22 protein-coding genes are annotated in these 17,544 nt (G+C 63.2%); 7 read left to right on the top strand and 15 right to left on the bottom strand.

What is annotated here, in order from left to right:
• Nucleotides 1–76 precede the first annotated feature (76 nt).
• Nucleotides 77–844 (bottom strand): YbaY family lipoprotein, encoded by a 768-nt coding sequence (locus AC0L2X_RS04220; RefSeq protein WP_473554677.1) that lies wholly within the window; start codon nt 842–844, stop codon nt 77–79.
• A gap of 293 nt (nt 845–1,137) precedes the next feature.
• Between AC0L2X_RS04220 and AC0L2X_RS04215 the strand changes: the two genes are divergently transcribed.
• The 4 genes from AC0L2X_RS04215 to AC0L2X_RS04200 are packed head-to-tail and all read left to right on the top strand — an operon-like array spanning nt 1,138 to nt 3,696.
• Nucleotides 1,138–1,461: a BufA1 family periplasmic bufferin-type metallophore gene (locus tag AC0L2X_RS04215; protein ID WP_352479258.1), complete on the top strand. Its 324-nt coding sequence runs from the start codon at nt 1,138–1,140 to the stop codon at nt 1,459–1,461.
• 27 nt (nt 1,462–1,488) lie between these two features.
• Nucleotides 1,489–2,409 carry an MNIO family bufferin maturase gene (bufB, locus tag AC0L2X_RS04210; protein ID WP_473554674.1) on the top strand — a complete coding sequence of 307 codons (921 nt, stop codon included), beginning with the start codon at nt 1,489–1,491 and terminating at the stop codon, nt 2,407–2,409.
• On the top strand, nt 2,396–3,196 hold the full coding sequence (locus AC0L2X_RS04205) for an HvfC/BufC family peptide modification chaperone (RefSeq protein WP_473554672.1): 801 nt from the start codon (nt 2,396–2,398) through the stop codon (nt 3,194–3,196). Before bufB ends, AC0L2X_RS04205 begins: the two co-directional genes overlap by 14 nt.
• Nucleotides 3,197–3,201: 5 nt before the next feature.
• Nucleotides 3,202–3,696 (top strand): DoxX family protein, encoded by a 495-nt coding sequence (locus AC0L2X_RS04200; protein ID WP_473554670.1) that lies wholly within the window; start codon nt 3,202–3,204, stop codon nt 3,694–3,696.
• A gap of 19 nt (nt 3,697–3,715) precedes the next feature.
• Here AC0L2X_RS04200 and AC0L2X_RS04195 read toward each other — a convergent pair whose 3' ends face one another.
• From AC0L2X_RS04195 to AC0L2X_RS04175, 5 genes are all read right to left on the bottom strand, one after another.
• Nucleotides 3,716–4,186 carry a molybdenum cofactor biosynthesis protein MoaE gene (locus tag AC0L2X_RS04195; RefSeq protein ID WP_352667162.1) on the bottom strand — a complete coding sequence of 157 codons (471 nt, stop codon included), beginning with the start codon at nt 4,184–4,186 and terminating at the stop codon, nt 3,716–3,718.
• A gap of 3 nt (nt 4,187–4,189) precedes the next feature.
• Nucleotides 4,190–4,447 carry a molybdopterin converting factor subunit 1 gene (gene moaD / locus AC0L2X_RS04190; RefSeq protein WP_023677674.1) on the bottom strand — a complete coding sequence of 86 codons (258 nt, stop codon included), beginning with the start codon at nt 4,445–4,447 and terminating at the stop codon, nt 4,190–4,192.
• A 1-nt stretch (nt 4,448) separates the two neighbouring features.
• Entirely contained in the window at nt 4,449–5,045 is a 597-nt protein-coding gene (gene pgsA, locus AC0L2X_RS04185) for a CDP-diacylglycerol--glycerol-3-phosphate 3-phosphatidyltransferase (protein WP_023719790.1), read from the bottom strand.
• A 100-nt stretch (nt 5,046–5,145) separates the two neighbouring features.
• Entirely contained in the window at nt 5,146–7,224 is a 2,079-nt protein-coding gene (gene uvrC, locus AC0L2X_RS04180) for an excinuclease ABC subunit UvrC (RefSeq protein ID WP_473554667.1), read from the bottom strand.
• Nucleotides 7,221–7,997 carry an SDR family oxidoreductase gene (locus AC0L2X_RS04175; RefSeq protein ID WP_473554665.1) on the bottom strand — a complete coding sequence of 259 codons (777 nt, stop codon included), beginning with the start codon at nt 7,995–7,997 and terminating at the stop codon, nt 7,221–7,223. Before AC0L2X_RS04175 ends, uvrC begins: the two co-directional genes overlap by 4 nt.
• Before the next feature lie 419 nt (nt 7,998–8,416).
• Between AC0L2X_RS04175 and AC0L2X_RS04170 the strand changes: the two genes are divergently transcribed.
• The gene (locus AC0L2X_RS04170) at nt 8,417–9,067 is read left to right on the top strand and encodes an outer membrane protein (RefSeq protein WP_292662341.1); all 651 of its coding nucleotides are present in this window, start codon (nt 8,417–8,419) and stop codon (nt 9,065–9,067) included.
• A gap of 77 nt (nt 9,068–9,144) precedes the next feature.
• Here the strand turns inward: AC0L2X_RS04170 and AC0L2X_RS04165 are convergent, their stop codons facing one another.
• The 3 genes from AC0L2X_RS04165 to AC0L2X_RS04155 form a co-directional block, all read right to left on the bottom strand.
• Nucleotides 9,145–9,741 (bottom strand): glutathione S-transferase family protein, encoded by a 597-nt coding sequence (locus tag AC0L2X_RS04165; RefSeq protein ID WP_352680754.1) that lies wholly within the window; start codon nt 9,739–9,741, stop codon nt 9,145–9,147.
• 487 nt (nt 9,742–10,228) lie between these two features.
• Complete coding sequence (locus tag AC0L2X_RS04160; protein WP_352567497.1) at nt 10,229–10,645, bottom strand: hypothetical protein; 417 nt, start codon at nt 10,643–10,645, stop codon at nt 10,229–10,231.
• Nucleotides 10,646–11,138: 493 nt separating this feature from the next.
• Nucleotides 11,139–11,669 (bottom strand): DinB family protein, encoded by a 531-nt coding sequence (locus tag AC0L2X_RS04155; protein ID WP_473554662.1) that lies wholly within the window; start codon nt 11,667–11,669, stop codon nt 11,139–11,141.
• Between the two features lie 62 nt (nt 11,670–11,731).
• Between AC0L2X_RS04155 and AC0L2X_RS04150 the strand changes: the two genes are divergently transcribed.
• On the top strand, nt 11,732–12,367 hold the full coding sequence (locus tag AC0L2X_RS04150; RefSeq protein ID WP_473554659.1) for a TetR/AcrR family transcriptional regulator: 636 nt from the start codon (nt 11,732–11,734) through the stop codon (nt 12,365–12,367).
• A 39-nt stretch (nt 12,368–12,406) separates the two neighbouring features.
• Here the strand turns inward: AC0L2X_RS04150 and AC0L2X_RS04145 are convergent, their stop codons facing one another.
• The 5 genes from AC0L2X_RS04145 to AC0L2X_RS04125 all read right to left on the bottom strand — a co-directional run bounded on the left by AC0L2X_RS04145 (nt 12,407) and on the right by AC0L2X_RS04125 (nt 15,994).
• On the bottom strand, nt 12,407–13,159 hold the full coding sequence (locus AC0L2X_RS04145) for a sulfite exporter TauE/SafE family protein (protein WP_473554658.1): 753 nt from the start codon (nt 13,157–13,159) through the stop codon (nt 12,407–12,409).
• 125 nt (nt 13,160–13,284) lie between these two features.
• Nucleotides 13,285–13,737, bottom strand: a complete 453-nt coding sequence (locus AC0L2X_RS04140) for a hypothetical protein (RefSeq protein WP_352567494.1) — start codon at nt 13,735–13,737, stop codon at nt 13,285–13,287.
• 124 nt (nt 13,738–13,861) lie between these two features.
• A complete protein-coding gene (locus tag AC0L2X_RS04135; RefSeq protein ID WP_473554655.1) occupies nt 13,862–14,710 on the bottom strand; it encodes a 23S rRNA (adenine(2030)-N(6))-methyltransferase RlmJ in 849 nt (282 codons plus the stop codon).
• Nucleotides 14,707–15,318, bottom strand: coding sequence for a hypothetical protein (locus AC0L2X_RS04130; protein WP_473554654.1), 612 nt, complete (start codon nt 15,316–15,318; stop codon nt 14,707–14,709). Before AC0L2X_RS04130 ends, AC0L2X_RS04135 begins: the two co-directional genes overlap by 4 nt.
• Nucleotides 15,319–15,322: 4 nt before the next feature.
• A complete protein-coding gene (locus AC0L2X_RS04125) occupies nt 15,323–15,994 on the bottom strand; it encodes a TetR/AcrR family transcriptional regulator (RefSeq protein ID WP_473554651.1) in 672 nt (223 codons plus the stop codon).
• A gap of 86 nt (nt 15,995–16,080) precedes the next feature.
• Between AC0L2X_RS04125 and AC0L2X_RS04120 the strand changes: the two genes are divergently transcribed.
• Complete coding sequence (locus tag AC0L2X_RS04120; protein ID WP_473554649.1) at nt 16,081–16,548, top strand: carboxymuconolactone decarboxylase family protein; 468 nt, start codon at nt 16,081–16,083, stop codon at nt 16,546–16,548.
• A gap of 28 nt (nt 16,549–16,576) precedes the next feature.
• On the opposite strand, the gene AC0L2X_RS04115 is transcribed toward AC0L2X_RS04120, so the two are convergent.
• Complete coding sequence (locus AC0L2X_RS04115; protein WP_473554646.1) at nt 16,577–17,476, bottom strand: aminoglycoside phosphotransferase family protein; 900 nt, start codon at nt 17,474–17,476, stop codon at nt 16,577–16,579.
• Nucleotides 17,477–17,544: the final 68 nt, after the last annotated feature.

Genomic DNA, 17,544 nt, shown 5'->3' with positions numbered 1-17,544 from the left:
CGGCCTATTCCCGCTGAAACACAACGTGATCGGCATGCGGCTGCCGCGCGGGCGGCCAGTCGGCACGGACCAAGCGCTAGCTCGCGGCGTTGAAGCGCAGGATGTCGCGGCCGTCTCTGTCGGCAATGACAAGCTTGCCGGCGTCGACGTGGTAGGACGCTGCCTTGGCCAGCGCCTCGAACAGCGCCTTTTCCTCTGCCATGACCTGAGGCGCGCAGGCCTTGAAGGTCGAGCCGATGTCGCTGACGGCGATCGTCGAGCCGTCCACCTTGGCGGTGGCGAAATAGACGTTGCAAGGGCCGCTGCCGCCGGCCTTGCCGGCTTCGCTGATGCGGAATGTCGCCCGCGGCTCGGCAATCACGCCGATGCCGTCGATATATTCGACAAGCCAGCTTTGGCCGAACACGGAAGCTGCCGCCGGCTCGTCGTCCGGCGCCGCCATTTTCAGCATGATGGTTTGTGGCGCGTCGCTGAGCGGGTCGACCTGATGGCGCGTATCGGTGACGAACAGCAGCCGGTCATCGACAGTGATGCGCGCCTGCAGCGCATAGGTCATATCAGGCCGGATCACCCGCGGATCGAAGCTGATCTCGAACTTGATCGGCACCTGCCCGGCCGGCACCACCTTGCGCTCGCCGATGATTGCGGCCGGCGCGTCGGCCAGCGACACGTCGGCAAGCTGCACGGAAAGCACGGCATTGGGCGGCAGCGCGATGCGCTCGCGATACATCACCTCGCCCTTGAGGGTCTTTTCGGCAGCCACGGAACGATCCGGAGCGGCAAGTATGCCGACGGCCAGCGGCACCAGTCCGAAGATGAAGAATTCGGCGATCCTGTCCAGCATGATCCTTCTCCCCTTCCAGCCAAAGTCTCGCAGGATTGCGGTCAATGAATGGCTGGCGGGGTATGGGCATGGCTGTCGCTGGGATTTATTTGGCCGGCGGCTGCTTCCAGCGGCCCGCCGCCTTGTCGTCCGCCTCCTCGGCCGCTCTGCAAACTCTGTTCGGGCCACGCTCGGCCAAGCCTCCGGCGATCACGAATTCGTGTTCCAACAGACGTAACACGGCGGGCATCCGGACCGAACTGACCAATGCGCGCTGAGGAGAATGCGCCTGAAACCCAACCGGAGGTGAAATCATGTCAACGAGATCAACCGTGAGTGCGGCCTTACTGGCCAGCGCAGTTGCCACGGCTCTTGCTTCTTTTGCGACGGCCGCGCCGCTGACCGAGGCACAGGTCAAGGCAGCGATGGACGCCGGCAAGGAGAAGTGCTTTGGCGTCGCCTTGAAGGGACAGAACGACTGCAAGGCAGGCCCGGGGACCACCTGCCAAGGCACCTCGACCGTCGACTATCAAGGCAACGCCTGGAAGTTCGTCGACGGCGGCACCTGCACGACGATGGACCTACCCGGCGGCCGCAAGGGCTCACCCACCGAGCTGACCCGCGACGTCCCATCGTAAGCGATGTGCCCTGCCCGGAAAGCGGCGATGACGATGAACGGACCGAGCCGTCCAGCATCCCGCATGTCGAAGGCCTCGCGCTTTCCGGCGCACCCTGTCGCCGGGCTTGCCGGCACCAGTTTCAAGCATGAGCATCTATCCGCAATCCTCGGCGACGGCCCCCAAAGCGGCTTCTTCGAGGTTCATGCGGAAAACTACATGGGCGCCGGCGGCCCGCCGCACGACGCGCTCGCCCGCATCCGCCGCGACTATCCCGTCTCGTTGCATGGCGTCTGCATGTCGATCGGCGGCCCGCAGCCGCTCGACAAGGCGCATCTCGGTCGTTTCAAGGCGCTGGTCGATCGCTACGAGCCGGCGCTCGTTTCAGAGCATCTCGCCTGGTCGACGCACGACACCACCTATTACAACGACCTGCTTCCCCTGCCCTACACGCCGGCAACGGTTTCGCGCGTGGCGGATCACATCGACGAGGTGCAGGGCACGGTCGGCCGCCCGATCCTGCTCGAGAATCCTTCGACCTATGTGCTTTTTCCGGAATCGACGATGAGCGAGACGGATTTCATCCGCGAGCTGGTTCGGCGTAGCGGTTGCGGCCTGCTGCTCGACGTCAACAACGTCTTCGTCTCGGCCACCAATCACGGCTATTCGGGCCTTTCCTACCTCGCGGATTTCCCGCTCGAGCATGTCGGCGAAATCCATCTGGCCGGGCACGCCAGGCAGAAGGACGACGAGGGCGACCTGCTGCTCATCGACAGCCATGACGGCCCGGTTGCCGACGCGGTGTGGACGCTTTTCGATATCGTCATCGGCCGATGCGGACCACTGCCGACGCTGATCGAATGGGACAGCGACATCCCCGAGTGGCCGGTGCTCAAGGCGGAGGCAGCCGCCGCCCAAGCCATCCTCGACCGTCATGCCGATTTCGGAAAAGCCCATGCCGCAGGATGAGCTCCAGTCGGGCGATCTCGGCCGCCGGCTTGATTATGCTGCGGCATTCACCGCCGGTTTGCTCGATCCTGACCGTGCCCCGCCTGACTCTGTCTCGGGGCCGAACGGGAAGGCTGCGGTCAAGCGATATGCCGTCTACCGCAACAACGTCACGGTCAGCCTGATCGATGCGCTGGCCGCCAGCTTTCCAGCGACGCTGCGCATCACCGGCCCGGATTTCTTTCGCGCGATGGCGCGATTTCACATCCGCGAAACGCCACCTACCTCGCCGCTTCTATTCGAATATGGCCGCGACTTTCCCGATTTCATCGAGCGCTACGAATACGCGCAGTCGATGCCGTGGCTGGCCGACGTGGCGCGCATCGAGCGGGCTTGGCTCGACGCCTATCATGCCGCCGACGCGGAGGCGCTGTCGGCTGAGGCACTGGCGTCGATCGCTCGCGAGAGGCTTGCCGATACCGTGCTGCGGCCGCATCCGGCGACGCGGGTCGCGCGCTCCCGGTTCCCGGCAGTCACGGTCTTCGCGGCAAACCGGAACGAGGCTCCTGTTGGGCCGATCCGGGCAACGGGCGCCGAAGATGCGCTGGTCACGCGGCCCGGCCTCGAGGTCTTCGTCCGCCACCTGCCGCCCGGCGGCGCAGTGTTTGTCTCGCATCTGATCGCGGGCGAGGCGCTCGGCGCGGCGGCCGCGGCGGCATTTGCGGAGAGTGCCGAATTCGAGCTTTCCGCCAACATTGCCGGCGTGCTGGAAGCGGGAGCCTTCACGACGGCACATCACGAAAGGTGAGCACGATGAGCGATGGACAGAACGCGAGCACCGAACCGCGAGGGGTCGCCGCTCTCGTCGAAAGGCTGAATGTCGCCCTGCGCACGATCGCGACGCCATCGCTGACGCAGCTTGTTCTGCGCTGCGGCCTCGCCGTCCCGTTCTGGCGGTCCGGCGTCAACAAATGGGACGGTTTTCTACAGTTGAACGATGTCGCCGTGCTGCTTTTCAGCTCGGAACTCAAATTGCATCTGCCGGGCGGCCCTTACGATTTTCCGGCACCTGGGCTGGTGGCGTTCGCCTCAGGGTCAGCAGAGATCGTGTTGCCAGTTCTCCTTGTTTTCGGCCTGGCGACGCGACTGGCGGCATTCGGGTTGCTGGTGATGACGCTGGTCATCGAGCTCACCGTGCCGGACGGCTGGCCGCTGCACATTACCTGGGCGGCGATGGCGCTTGGCATCATGGCCTGGGGACCCGGCCGGATTTCGCTCGACCATCTGATCGGCACTGACAAAGGTTGAGGGCTCGCGGAACGCCTGGTCAGTCTCGTTTCCAGCGGCTCGCCGCCTTGTCGTCGGCCTCCTTGGCATCGACCCAGCCGCCCTCGGAACCGTCGCTATGGTGTTCCTTTTTCCAGAAAGGCGCCCGTGATTTCAAATAGTCCATCAGGAAATTCGCGGCCTCGAACGCCGCCTGCCGGTGGGCGGAAGCGGCCACCACCAGGACGATGTTTTCGCCCGGCGCGATCTTGCCGTGGCGATGGATCGCGGTGAGCCCCTGCAGCGGCCAGCGCTCGATTGCCTCGCCGGCGATGCGGGATATCTCGGCTTCGGCCATGCCGGGATAATGTTCGAGCTCGAGCGCGGATAGCCTGCCTTGCTCGTCGCGGCAAAGGCCGGAGAAGGTCACCACAGCGCCGATGTCGTTGCGACCCCTGGTCAGCCTGGCGATCTCGGCGGCGACGTCGAAATCCTCCGCCTGGATGCGCACGACAGGCACCACCGCGGACATGGTTCAGCCACCGGTCATCGGCGGGAACAGCGCGATCTCGCGCGCGCCGGCAATCTTCTCGCGGTGCTCGACATGTTCCTGGTTGATGGCGACGCGGATCACGTCAGGATATTGCAGCGCGTTCTCGTACTCCTCGCCGCGTGATTTCAGCCAGCGCAACAGGTCGGCGACCGTTTCGATGCCGGCCGGCAGTTCGACCTCTTCCTCCGGTCTGCCGATCCGCTCGCGCACCCAGGCGAAATAGATGAGCTTCGTCGACATTTTATTCATCCATGATGTGCTTGAGGCCGGCGCGGAAATAGTCGTAGCCGGTGTAGAGCGTCACCAGGGCGGCGATCCACAGCAGCACCAGCCCGGTCTGGGTGGTCAGCGGGAAGATCTTGTCGCCGGCGGGTCCCGCCAGCAGGAAGGCGATGGCGATCATCTGGATGGTGGTCTTCCATTTGGCGAGCTGCGTCACCGGCACCGAGACCTTCAAAGCCGCCAGATATTCGCGCAGGCCCGAAACCAGGATCTCGCGGCACAGGATGATGATCGCCGCCCATAGCGACCAGCCGGCGATGCCGGCATGACGATCGGTATCGGCGGCAAGCAGCAGCAGGCAAGTGGCGACCAGCAGCTTGTCGGCGATCGGGTCGAGCATCTTGCCGATGTTGGAGGTCTGCTGCCAGGCGCGGGCCAGATAGCCGTCGAAGTAATCGGTGATCGAGGCGAGCAGGAAAATGATGAGCGCCGACCAGCGGGCGAAGTCGCTCGATTTCAGATGCCCCTCCAGGAAAAAGCACAGCACGACCAGCGGCACCGCCAGGATGCGGGCGTAAGTGAGCATGTTGGGCAGGTTGAACGCGCGCTGGGACATGTTTTGGGAACTCTTTCTGCCTGCTTAGTCAAATCAGAAGCGAATGTGGGGGGTCAACAGGCCAGAATCGATTAGCCAGCCGAAATATCGGCAATAGGTCTTAGCTCTCGTGAAAATGATTATAGACTAATTTCGCCACCTGCTCGGAAATGCCGTCGACCTTGATCAGGTCCTCGACGGCGGCGCGGCTGACCGCCTTGGCCGTACCGAAATGCATCAGCAGCGCGCGCTTGCGGCCGGGGCCGATGCCGCTGATCTCGTCGAGCGGGCTCTTGACCATCTCCTTCTTGCGGCGGGCGCGGTGCGAACCGATGGCAAAACGATGGACCTCGTCGCGCAGCCGCTGGACGAAATAGAGCACCGGATCGCGTACGGGCAGCGAGAATGGGACCCTGCCCTTGACGAAGAAGCGTTCGCGGCCGGCATCGCGGTCCTGCCCCTTGGCGATGCCGATGGCCACCACGCGGTCCTCTATGCCGAGATCGGCGAGGATCTTGTGCACCGCCGTCATCTGGCCCTGGCCGCCGTCGATGAGGATGACGTCGGGCCAGGCGGGAAAGCCGCCCGCGACCTCGATATCGTCGCCCGGTTCGGTAGGGCCCGCCTCGCCCGCGCCGCCGGTTTGCGGGGCATCGCCATGTTCCTTCAACAGCCGCGAAAAGCGCCTCTGCATCACCTCGCGCATCATGCCGAAATCGTCGCCCGGCGTGATCTCGGTCGAGCGGATGTTGAACTTTCGATACTGGTTCTTCACAAAACCTTCCGGCCCGGCGACGACCATGGCGCCGACGGCGTTGGTGCCCATGATGTGCGAGTTGTCATAGACCTCGATGCGCACCGGCGGTTTTTCCAGGCCGAAGGTCTCGGCAAAGCCAGTGAGCAGCCGCGCCTGGGTCGAGGTTTCGGCGAGCCGCCGGCCGAGCGCTTCGCGCGCATTCTGCAGCGCATTGTCGGTCAGGTCCTTCTTCTCGCCGCGCTGCGGCACGGAGATCGACACCTTGCGGCCGGCGCGGGTGGAGAGCGCCTCCGCCAGCAATTCCTGGTCCTCGACGCCATGCGACAACAGGATGGTGCGCGGCGTCGGCTTGTCGTCGTAGAACTGCGCCAGGAACGACCCCAGCACCTCGCCGGCTTCGAGCGCCGGATCGGCCTTGGGAAAATAGGCGCGGTTGCCCCAGTTCTGGCCGGTGCGGAAAAAGAACACCTGGATGCAGACCTGGCCGCCCTCCTGATGGATAGCGAAGACATCGGCCTCGTCGACGGTCTGCGGATTGATGCCTTGATGGCTCTGCACATGCGACAGCGCCGCCAGCCGGTCGCGATAGATGGCGGCGCGTTCGAAATCGAGGTTTTCCGAAGCCTGCTGCATGGCAGCGGAGATCTCCGTCTTCACCTTCTGGCTGCGGCCGGAGAGAAAATCCTTCGCCTCGGCGACAAGCCTTGCATAGTCGCTATGCGAGATTTCGCCGGTGCACGGGCCGGCGCAGCGCTTGATCTGGAACAAAAGGCAAGGCCGGGTGCGGTTCTCGTAGAAGGAGTCGGTGCAGCTCCTGAGCAGGAAGGCGCGCTGCAGCGAGTTGATGGTGCGGCCGACGGCGCCGGCCGAGGCGAAGGGGCCGAAATAATCGCCCTTGCGCGAGCGCGCGCCGCGATGCTTGTAGATGCCGGGCGAGACATGATCGCCGGTCAACAGGATATAGGGGAACGACTTGTCGTCGCGCATCAGCACATTGAAGCGTGGCCGCAAGCGCTTGATGAGGTTGGCTTCAAGCAGCAGCGCTTCGATCTCGGTGCGGGTGACGACGAACTCCATCGTCGACGTCTCGCGCACCATGCGGCCGATGCGGCTGGTGTGGAACCGGCCTTGCGCGTAGCTGGTGACCCGCTTCTTCAGGCTGCGTGCCTTGCCGACATAGAGCACGTCGCCGGTGGCATTCATCATACGGTAGACGCCGGGCGCATTGGGCAGCCGTTTGACCAGCGTCTGAATCACCTCGGCGCCGACCATGCCGTCGGCGTCGCCGGCATGCGGCGCCCAGTCGATGGCGGTGAAGGTGACGTCCGGACCGCTGGCCGCAGGCTCGACGACTTCCTCGGCCGCCTCGTCCTCGAGGTCGATTTCGGGCGGCAGGTCGTCGGCGCCACCGCGCGTTTTGTGTTTCTGGTCCATGGGGCTCATTCCGTCATGCCTGTCACATCGGGCGTCTGCCATGCAAGATGCTGGCCGCCGTCAAGCGCGATCATCTGGCCGGTGACCGAGCGTGCCGCCCAGAGATAACGGATAGTGGCACCGAATTCCGGCAATTCCGGGCCGCGTTTCAGGATCAGGCCGGCAATCTGGGCATCGAAATCGCTGTCGTGCTGGCGCGTGTTCTTCAAGGTCGGGCCAGGACCAATGGCGTTGACGCGGATGCGGGGCCCCAGCGCCTGGGCCATCATCTCGGTCGCCGCCCACAACGTCGACTTCGACAGCGCATAGGAAAAATAACGCGGCGTCGGCCGCCAGACGCGCTGATCGATCATGTTGACGATCAACCCCTCACTGTTCTGCGGCAAGGCCCGCGCGAAAGTCTGCGCCAACAGCGCCGGCGCCTTGACATGCACGGCGAAATGGCGATCCCAGGCCGGCCAGTCGAAATCCTCAATGCTGTCGTGCTCGAACAGCGAGGCGTTGTTGACCAGCAGCGACACCGGCCCGAGCGCCGCCGCCGCGCGGCCGACAAGGTTGCCGACGGCGTCCATGTCGGTCAGGTCGGCAGCAATCACAGCCGCCCGGCCATGTCGACCAAAATGACCACTGTTGATTTCGGCCGCCAGTGCCTCCGCCTCGGCCAGCGAGCGATTGCAGTGAATGGCGACGGCAAAACCATGCGCGGCAAGATCTTCGACGATCGCCCTGCCGATCCGCTTCGCCCCGCCCGTCACCAGTGCCGTCGCGGCGAGCTTGCTCATCTGTCAATCCTTAATCCGATGCCGATTCCGACCTGCCGGGATAGCGCCGGCAAATTATGGCCCGCCAAGCGTTAAATCCCATTTCCACCTGGGGCAAGATTGTGGCAAAGTGGCCGGTGGGCGTTCTGGCTCGACCGGAATTCGGGCCAGCCCGTCCGCAATATAGGGCGCTGGAGCCCTTATACCAAGCCGTGTGCAGTGCAGCACGGCGAACCTGCTGACATTCGCTGTTGCGAAGATGCAACGTCAAGGTTCTGCCTCATTCGTGCCAGGGAATGACCCAAGTTCAGGTTCGCTTCAGCCGCATTTCGACACGACATTTGCAACCGTTGAACGCCGGATCCGTTTCATCCCCCGGACGGGTTGAGGGCGCTCATGAAAAACAAGCCTGTGTCCTGTGGCTTAAGGAGTAAAGAACAATGCAAGCCAATCTTAAATTTGCGCGACCGCTGGCGGTGGCGTTTGGGCTGTTCGCCCTCGGCGGAACTGCCTATGCCGCGGACGTGGTTCAGGAAGAGCCGCCGGCACCTGCCCCGATTGCAGAACTTCCGGTCGCATCCTGGGCCGGTCCCTATGCCGGTGTGAGCGTCGGCTACGGCTTCGCCGGCCATGCCAAAGCCAAAGATATTGGCGTCGACGTCGACACCAAGGGTTTTGTCGGCGGCGTCTTCGGCGGCTATAACTGGCAGCAGGAGAACTTCGTCTACGGTGCCGAAGCCGACATCGGCTACAACGGCGTCAAGGGCGACGATGCCGGCATCGAGGCCAAGGGTGGCTTCGAGGGCTCGCTGCGTGCCCGCCTCGGCTATGCCGTCACCCCGGACATCCTGCTCTACGGCACCGCCGGTGGCGCGCTGAAGAACCAGAAGATTGAAGCGGCCGGCGTCAGCGACACCAACACGCAGTTTGGCTGGACGGCCGGCGTGGGTACCGACATCAAGATCACCGACAATGTGTTCGGCCGTGTCGAGTATCGTTACACCGACTTCGGCAGGAAGGACTTCGACGGTATCGGCAAGGTCAAGTCGACCGACAATCGCGTCACTTTCGGCGTCGGTATGAAGTTCTAAGTCGTCCAAGCCACGACACGAAAAAGCCGGGCCTCGCGCCCGGCTTTTTTTGTGGCACGGCTTAAGGCCGCCCGCCCTCAAGCCGGGATGGCGGGCTTCAGCTCCGGGAACTTCTCGTCGAAGCGTGCCGCCCAGCGCGTCAGCCGGCCGCGGCCCTTTTCCCATTTTCCAGCGAAGCGCAGCGAGAGATAGCCGAGACAGGCGCGCAATGCGATCTGGCCTAGGGTGATTTTCTTCGGCAGCTTCGGCGGGTTGGCGTTGAGCAGATCGAGTGCCGCCGAAATCTTCGTCCACTGGCGCTCGAGCCAAGGCTGGTAGACCATCTCTTCCGGCCGCGTGCGCCGCTCATAGACCATCGACAGCGCGCAGTCGCAGATGCCGTCGGCCAATGCCTCCAGCACCTCCGCCTCGAGGCGCTTATCGGGATTGCGCGGAAACAATGCGTTCTTCGACATCCGGTTGAGATGCTGGGTGATGGCGCGGCTGTCGTGGACTGAGCGGCCGTCATCGAGCACCAGCACCGGGATCTTGCCGAGCGGATTGGCGCCGATCAGTTCGGCCGGCCTTTCCTCGGTCTTTATCGGCACGAGATCAACCGCAATGCCGGCATGAAGTGCTGCCATGCGCACCTTGGAACTGTAGGGGGAAGTAGACGCGTAGAGCAGTCTGGGCATTGTCGATTCCTGTTTGCCGGCTACAGCTCCATTTGCCCTGTTGGACGCGCAAAAGGACGCGGTAGCATTGTGACTTCGCGCATGACCCTTACCGAAAATCGATTCCGACAGGGGCTCGTGCGCGGGCACTGTTGACCGATCATGCAGGGTTCATCAACGGCCAGAGGCGGAAAACCGCGCCGCCAGCGTGCAGCCATAGTGTCGCGTTCGGATGCGATGAGCCGGAGGAGCGGCGGCAGACGCGAGCAGGTCGGACAATCCAGATCCGAGCAACTACCAACTCGGCCTTGCACCGAAGGTTGGTTTTCGGCAGCCACGAACATCCCACCGGACTTCGCCGCATGGCGAAGTCCTGGGAGTTGCGAAAAGACGTCTTCCTCCCGCCTCTTTCTCGTCCTGCCCGACCGTCAACCAAGAAGCGAGGCGCCTGTCCGGCATCCCGCCCTGGCTGTCTTGAGTACTGTCCCCAGCGGTAGCAGGACCGCGACTACTTCTTGGCCTTCGCCTTTGCGGGCGCTGCCTTCGGCTTGGCCGCGGGCGCTGCCTTCTTCACTGCCGCAGAAGATTTCGCAGCGGCGGCCTTTGCCGGTGCTGCCTTCTTCGCAGCGGGCTTCGCCACGGCCTTTGCAGCCGGCTTTTTGGCCGGTGCCGCCTTCTTTGCCGGTGCAGCCTTGGCCTTGGCCGGTGCTGCTTTCTTTACGGCTGGTTTTGCCGCGGCCTTGGCGGCCGGCTTTTTGGCCGGCGCTGCTTTTGCCTTAGGCGCAGCGGCCTTCGCTTTCGCAGCGGGTGCTGCTTTCTTCACAGCAGTTGCGGCCTTTGCCGCGGCTGCTTTTGCTGGTGCTTTCTTTGCCGGTGACTTTGCCGGTGCCTTGGATGCCGGCGCTTTGGATGACTGCTTAGCCATATCATGCCCCTTCCGTTGTGCCGACGGCCGTTATTGACCCGGCGCGCATTGCATATCTGACTCGCGGCTTGCTAGCCAGCGAAGCATTAGAATGATTTTTGCAGCTTAAGTTTCGGTTACGGCGAGCGGGCGACCATTTTACCGGCGCGAAAATCGGTTGCGAATCTTTGTGCCCCGCAGCGAAGTTCTGCGACAGAAATTCTGGTCGCTCTATCTCGACCGGTCTTCTCGTCAAGCTCAGGACCTTTTCGCCCAGCTTTGCGCTTCAACGTCCGACGCTCAGCGCGAACATTGTCAAGAACGAAGGCGGTCGCCCGCCTCGTCTTGTCCGAAAAGATAAACTACAGGTAAGTAGGAAGCAACGCGCCGAGCACGCCGCTGCACTATCTTGCACGACGCGATGAAAGTGAGCAGATAGCTCGCATTTCTGAGAAGAGGATATCGCTCGATAGATCCGGTCGAGCCGACCGCGTGATCGAAAGCGCTTGGCCGCTCAGGCGCCGAGCGGCTCACGGCTCATCTGCAGCCGGCGCGAAGGCTCGGCCCTGTGGAGATGGACGGCAACGGTATCCCATGGCGGCATGACGGAAATCTGCGCCAGGATGCGCCCCGCTTCACCGCGATGATAGACGCCGTGCAGTACGATGTGGGTCAGCATTTCCTGTCGCGACATCAATGCCTTATCCCCGTCGGTGAACACGAATGCGACAGGCTCGGACAGCTGCCGCGACGAAACGGTTTCGAGATAATCGAGATACCAGCGATCGGTCGCCGCGACCGCGGCGCGAAGTTCGTCGAACGCCGGCGTGTCCTCGGTGGTGTCGGCGGAGTAGCCATGGCTTGCACCAACCAAGTGCGCCGAGAATATCCGCGAAACCACATGGCTGTGATCGACGAGCCGTATCACGGCCTGCCGTTGCTTGTCGTGAACATGCGGGTCGAGACTCGCCAGCTTTTCCAGCAGTTCGTCATTGGCCCAGGCCTGATAGGCAAACAGGCTGCGAAGCAGAGCGAGCGCACTCATGGCCAGTGTCCTTTTTCGGAAATGCGAGTATGTTGTTTATATTTTCAGGAGAATGGGCGGGCGTGTCTACTCGCATTGCAAAACCGCATTCGCGCATGCGCAAGCAGCCGCGCCAGGCGCGTTCCAGGGCAACCGTCGAGGCGATCATCGACGCGGCGGCTCATGTTCTGAGCGGGCTAGGCTGGGCCGGCTTCACCACCAACAAGGTTGCCGAGACGGCAGGTGTGAGCATCGGCACGCTCTACCAGTATTTTCCCGACAAGCTTTCCCTTCTCGAAGCCGTCCGGCGCCGTCACTTCGATCATGTGCTGTCGGTCATTCACGATTCGGCGGAAGACCAAAAGCCGCTCAGGAAATTCGCGCAGGAGCTGGTGCACGGCATGATCGCGGCGCACAGCATTCACCCGACACTACACCAGGTTCTGCTCGATGAGGCGCCGGGCGATCGCCGCTCCAGGGCCGCCCATGCGTCGTTCCAAACACAATACCTCAATCATTATGCGACTGCCGTCGCCGCCTATCGCAAGCCAAGGAAAGGCATCGACATAGAGACCGTGGCGGGCGTGCTGTCGTCGGCGATCGAAGGTGTGATCCACAACGCGGCACGCCGGAACATGCTCGCCGCGCCGGAGCTGCAAAAGCAACTCGTCGAACTGATCTGCGCCTACCTATCGGGAGCGGGCCGCATCGGTCGATAGCGCATGGCACGGCGGAAGTCGGGGATTTCTGTGTGTCGTTCAAAACCGGCTCATGAGGTGCGGCAAGGACGATGCCAACAATGCTGCACCTGATGCGGCCAAGAGCGTGAGGACGATCTTTCGAAAAGTCGCCTCGCTAACGCCGATGTAGAGTCTCGCGCCAAGCAGTGTCGGTATCAACATCGCCGGCGCGACGACGGCAAACATCGGCAGCATTTCGAGCTTGATCTTTCCGGCCGCAAGATAGGCGGCCATCGTCATGGAGAGGGTCACAAGGTTGAAATTCTGGATGACAATGCGCTGCCTGTCCTTTTCCCATTGGCGCAGCACGCACCACAGCGTTGGGACCGGGCCGGTGAAGCCGCCAAGCCCACCCATGATGCCGCCGACCAAACCTATCGCACCGTCTGCAACAGGACCTCCGACCGTGATGGGAGGGAGGCGACGCGCAAAGAGCATCAAGGGACACCAAACGACCAGCAGCGCACCGAAGACCAACTTGAACAACTGCACATCCAGCAAGGGCAGGACGGCGACACCGACCGGAATCCCTATGGCCCCGCCGATCAGGAAGGGCAGCAGAAGCTTGAGGTCGAAACCGCGGCGGACGGTGACGGCAGCGATGATCTGGCCGGTGAGCGCCCCAAAGACCGCCATGGCAGCAGCAAGCTGGGGCTCAACGGTCCAAACCCAAAACGACATGGCAACCAGACTGAAGGCGAACCCTGACAGCCCCTGGACGAAGCCAGCAACGACCGCGCCGAGAGCAACAGTATAAACAAGCGAATCCATGTAGTGCTGTTTTCCCGCAAACTCGTGACAGCAGATCGCGCTTCCCGCGAATGCTGCGCCGCATGGAAACGGTGACGGTCGATCAGGTGGCCGGTGCTAAAAAGTCGGAATCAGCGAGTGCGCGATCAGCGCAGGACGCGGCAGCGGCCGTTATAGACCATCCAACGGTCGAAGCCCGAGACGCAGAATTCGACATTGTCACCGATCGAGGCAAAGCCCTGGCCTTCTTCGATCAGGTACCAGATGGTGCGGGCGCGGCCGTCGGAGAGGCTGACGGTGGCACCGCAATAACGGCGGCCGATCGGCCAGGTGTCGTCGGCCGGCAGATAGCGATGCTGGTGGATACGCTGGAAGTCGACGATCTGCACATCGGGCAGATGCGGCACGTGATGCACCTGATAGGAGAAGCGGTCGGTGATCTTGTCCAGGACCCAGGCCTCGCCGCAGACGCCGCTATCCTCGTCGGTATAGATTGCAAGGTCGGCCGCCTGGACTGCCTGGGTGACGCCAAGTGGTGCGGCCAACGGCGTGCACAAGGCGAGCAGTGCGGCAAGGGCGGATTGGGCGAAGCGAGTCATGGCAGCCTCTCAAGGTCGACTGCGCGCACTGTGCGGATTCGCTGACGCGCGGTCAAGCGGTTGTAGCGACCATGGTTGTGGCGACGATTGTTGCGCTGTCTGAATGGCAGGGCCGCATCTCAAACTACTCTCCCGCCAGCCAGTCCAGCGTCCAATGCGACGGCTGCTCGAGTGCAAGCAGTCGGTGCAGCGCCGGCAGCAGCGTCCGTAACTCGCCTTCCAGCGTGAAGGGCGGATTGACCACCACCATGCCGCAGCCGTCGAGGCTCGGCTCGACGGAGGCCGGCCTGATCTCAAAACAAATATCGAGCAGCTTCGGAATGCCCGTCTGCTTCAGCGCCTTGCGGAAGGCGGCGACCGCCTTGCGGTCCTTGAGCGGATACCACAGTGCGTAAATTCCTCCTGGCCAGCGCCGATGGGCTCTTTGCAGCCCGTCGACCAAGCGACCGAACTCACCCTCTTCCTCGAAAGGCGGATCGATCAGCACGAGGCCGCGCTTTTCCTTTGGCGGCAAATGCGCGCCGAGCGCCAGCCAGCCGTCGAGCTCGATCACCCGGGTCTGGAAGTCACCGTCGAACAGCGCCTTCAGCCTGGCAGCATCCTTAGCGTGCAGTTCGACCGCCGACAGCCGGTCCTGCTTGCGCATCAGGTGCCGGGCGATCAGCGGCGAACCCGGGTATTTTTTCACCCCGCCGTCCGGATTGAGCGAACGGACAGCCTCACGATACGGCGCCAGCAGTGCTGCCGCCGGCGCATCGAGGGCCGCATCGACCAGCCGGCCGATGCCGCCTTGCCATTCGCCGGTCTTTTGCGCTTCGGTCGAGGACAGATCGTAGCGGCCGATTCCGGAATGGGTGTCGATGACCCGAAACGCCTTGTCCTTCAGCTTCAGATATTCGATCAGCCGGCTGAGCACGACATGCTTGACGACGTCGGCGAAGTTCCCGGCATGGTAGGCGTGGCGATAGTTCAATTGGAGCCCCTGCCCCAGCGCGGCGGTGGCGGCTGCGAGTTCGGATTTTCCGGCCGGCGGCCGCCGAAACGGAATGCCAGCACCAGCCCGGCCAGGCCGGCCGCCATCAGGGAAAAACCGACCGGCCGCGCCCGGCGGTCGACCTCGCCGGCACCCGAGCGCAGGACGAGGTCGACGGCCCGCATCGGAATGCCCTCGGCGTCGCCCGGACCGACGGTGAAGATGTAGGGGCCGGCGGTAACGGTCGGGATCAGTCCGGCTTCATCGCGAAAGATCCTGTCCGGCAGCTGCGGACTGACCTGGCGCGGATTGTCGGAATGGTTGAACTGCAGCGTCGAGGCGAGCACCGTCCTGCCGCCGGTGGTGGCAGTCAGGGTCAACACAGTGCGCTGCTGCGAGACGATGCGCTCGGCTCTTGCCGTAAGATCGACCAGCACGCGTAGCGGCCCGTCGCGTGCGCTCAGGGCCACCGTCACCGGCTTGAACCGGCCCTGGTCGTAAACCCGCCAGGTGCCGATCTCACGGCCGGAGAAATTGGTCATCGCCCAGGGATAGACGACGCCGATGCCGGTACCAATGAGCAGTATCAGGGCGAACAGAGAGCGCATGAGGTCAAGACCTGGTGTTCGGCGCGCTGGCGCCGTCGCGGGCGCGCTCCATTTCGTCCAGGAGCATGTCAAGGCCGAGATCAAACGTCCGGTCGAATTCGGCGGTGCCGAAATAACGCCCGGCGGCAGCTACTTTTGGAAAATCCTGCGCCAGTTGCTCGTCGCTGACGATAGTCACGCCCGAAGGCCCCTTTGCATAGCCGGCAGTCTCGTCGAGGATGGCACCCATCAGATAATAGCCGGTAGTGCGGAACAGCCGCGCACCCAGCTCCGGTCCGAAGCCGCCGGCCTCGAACAGGCCAAGGATGCCGTTCAGCCAAGTGAGACAGGTCGGCGAATTCATCCGGTAGGTTACAAGGAACGTGGCAAAGGCCGGGTGCTCACGCGCGACGCGGCGGAAATCCAGCACGGCGCTGCGCAATCTTTGCCGCCAGGGCAAATCCGCGTCGGGCATTTCGATGGAGCCGATCAGCCGGTCCACCAAGGCTTCGAAGAGCTGCGCCGCCGAAGGAAAGTGGTGGTAGATGCTCATGGCTTCGCAGCCGAGTTCTGCCGCCAGCTTGCGCATCGAAAACCCGGCTAGGCCCTCGCTCTCGATCACCTTCAAAGCCGCATCCTCGATCATCTCGCGAGAAAGCCGGCCGCGCGGTCGCTTTTTTTTGATCGATGTGTCCATGGTGCCGCTTGACAACTTACACTGTAAGGTTCATTTTTCGACATTACCTTACACCGTAAGGCTAGCAAAGACCAGAGGAGAATGTCATGTCTGTCTATCGTGCTCTTTCATCAACGCATTCTTCCATCCGCCGTGCCTGCCTGCTCGCCGCCACCTGTGTGCTGACGCTGGCTGCAGCTCCTTCCTATGCCGACGAGTATGACGCAACCGTCAAGGACATCCAGTCGACCATGGGCGGGGTGCCCGGTTTCGTAAAGCAGTTCCCGAAAGCCGGTCTGCCCGGTGCATGGGCCGAGGTCAAGGCCATCCAGCTCAGCGACAAGACGGCGCTGCCGCCGAAGGTCAAGTCGCTGATCTCGCTGGCGGTGGCAGCGCAAATCCCGTGCAACTACTGTATCTGGTCGGACACGCAGGATGCCAGGCGCGCCGGCGCCACCGACGACGAGATCCAGGAGGCGGTCGCCGTTTCAGCGCTGACCCGCCATTGGAGCACCATCTTCAGCGGCATGCAGGTCGATTTCGATACATTCAAGAAGGAGATGGGCGGGCAGTAATGCTTTTCGTTGTTAGAGCTGGATGCGTTCAGACTGAATTAGCCATCCCGCTCCGACTGTTTGTGTGATCCGCCAGCACCTCATTGATGACCCGCCACAATTTTTCCGCCTCGCGCTGGTTGCCGTCATGTCCCGAAGCGACGATCAGCGCCTTCCACAACGCCCAGCCCCGAGCGCGCGCCCAGCTGTGCTCATCAAGGGCAATGGCGTCGCGGAACGCCTGGCGGCTCTCGCCGTAAAATTCCGTCCACGCGATCACCAGGTCGCAGGCAGGATCGCCGATAGCCGAACTGCCGAAATCGACGACCGCGCAGAGCTTGCCATCTTCGACGAGCAGATTACCCGAGGCGACGTCACCATGGACCCAGACCGGCGGCCCCTGCCATCGCGAGGCAAGCGCAGTCGCCCACACGGCCTCGGCTGCGGCCTTGTCGATGCGGCCGCCGAGCGCCGAGAGCGCGGCTCGGGTCTCGGCGTCGTAGACCGAAAGCCGGCCGCCGCGGTGGAAATTATGCTGCCCTGCCGGTGGCCCATCGGCAGCGTCGATCCGGTAGAGCGCCACCAGAAAGCCGGCCAGCGAACGGGCGAACTCAGTAAGATCGGCAATCAGTCCACCAGCCGCCGGTCTGCCGCCAAGCCAGCGATAGACGGACCAAGGCCATGGATAGCCTTCCCCGGGCGCGCCTTTGGCCAGCGGCACGGGTATCGGCAGAGGCAGGTGAGGCGCCAGGCGGGGCAGCCAGCGGTGCTCCTTCTCGACCTGGGCGACATAGGCGGCAGCGCTCGGCAGCCGCACCGACATGCGATCGCCCAGCCGGAACGTGCGGTTATCCCAGCCGCCAGGCTCGACCGGCTCTACCGGCAGGTCCGCCCATTTGGGGAACTGCGCAGCAATCAGCCGGCGAACAAGTGCGGCATCTATCGGCATGCTTGATGTTCGTTCATCGGTCGGCATCGGGCTTGCTCAGGTCTTTTGAATAGCCGGCGGTCCATCTT

The sequence above is a fragment of the Mesorhizobium sp. WSM4828 genome, from assembly GCF_055811175.1.
The sequence above is the reverse complement of the archived record's forward strand: the minus strand, read 5'-3'. Positions and strand labels throughout refer to the sequence as shown.

Excerpts from the sequence above, each read along its gene's own strand:
- AC0L2X_RS04220 (WP_473554677.1), bottom strand. The coding sequence starts at position 844 with ATGCTGGACAGGATCGCCGAATTCTTCATCTTCGGACTGGTGCCGCTG.
- pgsA (WP_023719790.1), bottom strand. The coding sequence starts at position 5,045 with ATGTCCCAGCGCGCGTTCAACCTGCCCAACATGCTCACTTACGCCCGC.
- AC0L2X_RS04170 (WP_292662341.1), top strand. The coding sequence starts at position 8,417 with ATGCAAGCCAATCTTAAATTTGCGCGACCGCTGGCGGTGGCGTTTGGG.
- AC0L2X_RS04140 (WP_352567494.1), bottom strand. The coding sequence starts at position 13,737 with ATGACTCGCTTCGCCCAATCCGCCCTTGCCGCACTGCTCGCCTTGTGC.
- AC0L2X_RS04130 (WP_473554654.1), bottom strand. The coding sequence starts at position 15,318 with ATGCGCTCTCTGTTCGCCCTGATACTGCTCATTGGTACCGGCATCGGC.
- AC0L2X_RS04195 (WP_352667162.1), bottom strand. The coding sequence starts at position 4,186 with ATGTCCGCGGTGGTGCCTGTCGTGCGCATCCAGGCGGAGGATTTCGAC.
- AC0L2X_RS04120 (WP_473554649.1), top strand. The coding sequence starts at position 16,081 with ATGTCTGTCTATCGTGCTCTTTCATCAACGCATTCTTCCATCCGCCGT.
- AC0L2X_RS04115 (WP_473554646.1), bottom strand. The coding sequence starts at position 17,476 with ATGCCGATAGATGCCGCACTTGTTCGCCGGCTGATTGCTGCGCAGTTC.
- AC0L2X_RS04205 (WP_473554672.1), top strand. The coding sequence starts at position 2,396 with ATGCCGCAGGATGAGCTCCAGTCGGGCGATCTCGGCCGCCGGCTTGAT.
- AC0L2X_RS04165 (WP_352680754.1), bottom strand. The coding sequence starts at position 9,741 with ATGCCCAGACTGCTCTACGCGTCTACTTCCCCCTACAGTTCCAAGGTG.
- AC0L2X_RS04155 (WP_473554662.1), bottom strand. The coding sequence starts at position 11,669 with ATGAGTGCGCTCGCTCTGCTTCGCAGCCTGTTTGCCTATCAGGCCTGG.
- bufB (WP_473554674.1), top strand. The coding sequence starts at position 1,489 with ATGACGATGAACGGACCGAGCCGTCCAGCATCCCGCATGTCGAAGGCC.
- AC0L2X_RS04160 (WP_352567497.1), bottom strand. The coding sequence starts at position 10,645 with ATGGCTAAGCAGTCATCCAAAGCGCCGGCATCCAAGGCACCGGCAAAG.
- AC0L2X_RS04200 (WP_473554670.1), top strand. The coding sequence starts at position 3,202 with ATGAGCGATGGACAGAACGCGAGCACCGAACCGCGAGGGGTCGCCGCT.
- uvrC (WP_473554667.1), bottom strand. The coding sequence starts at position 7,224 with ATGAGCCCCATGGACCAGAAACACAAAACGCGCGGTGGCGCCGACGAC.
- AC0L2X_RS04175 (WP_473554665.1), bottom strand. The coding sequence starts at position 7,997 with ATGAGCAAGCTCGCCGCGACGGCACTGGTGACGGGCGGGGCGAAGCGG.
- AC0L2X_RS04145 (WP_473554658.1), bottom strand. The coding sequence starts at position 13,159 with ATGGATTCGCTTGTTTATACTGTTGCTCTCGGCGCGGTCGTTGCTGGC.
- AC0L2X_RS04215 (WP_352479258.1), top strand. The coding sequence starts at position 1,138 with ATGTCAACGAGATCAACCGTGAGTGCGGCCTTACTGGCCAGCGCAGTT.
- AC0L2X_RS04125 (WP_473554651.1), bottom strand. The coding sequence starts at position 15,994 with ATGGACACATCGATCAAAAAAAAGCGACCGCGCGGCCGGCTTTCTCGC.
- moaD (WP_023677674.1), bottom strand. The coding sequence starts at position 4,447 with ATGTCGACGAAGCTCATCTATTTCGCCTGGGTGCGCGAGCGGATCGGC.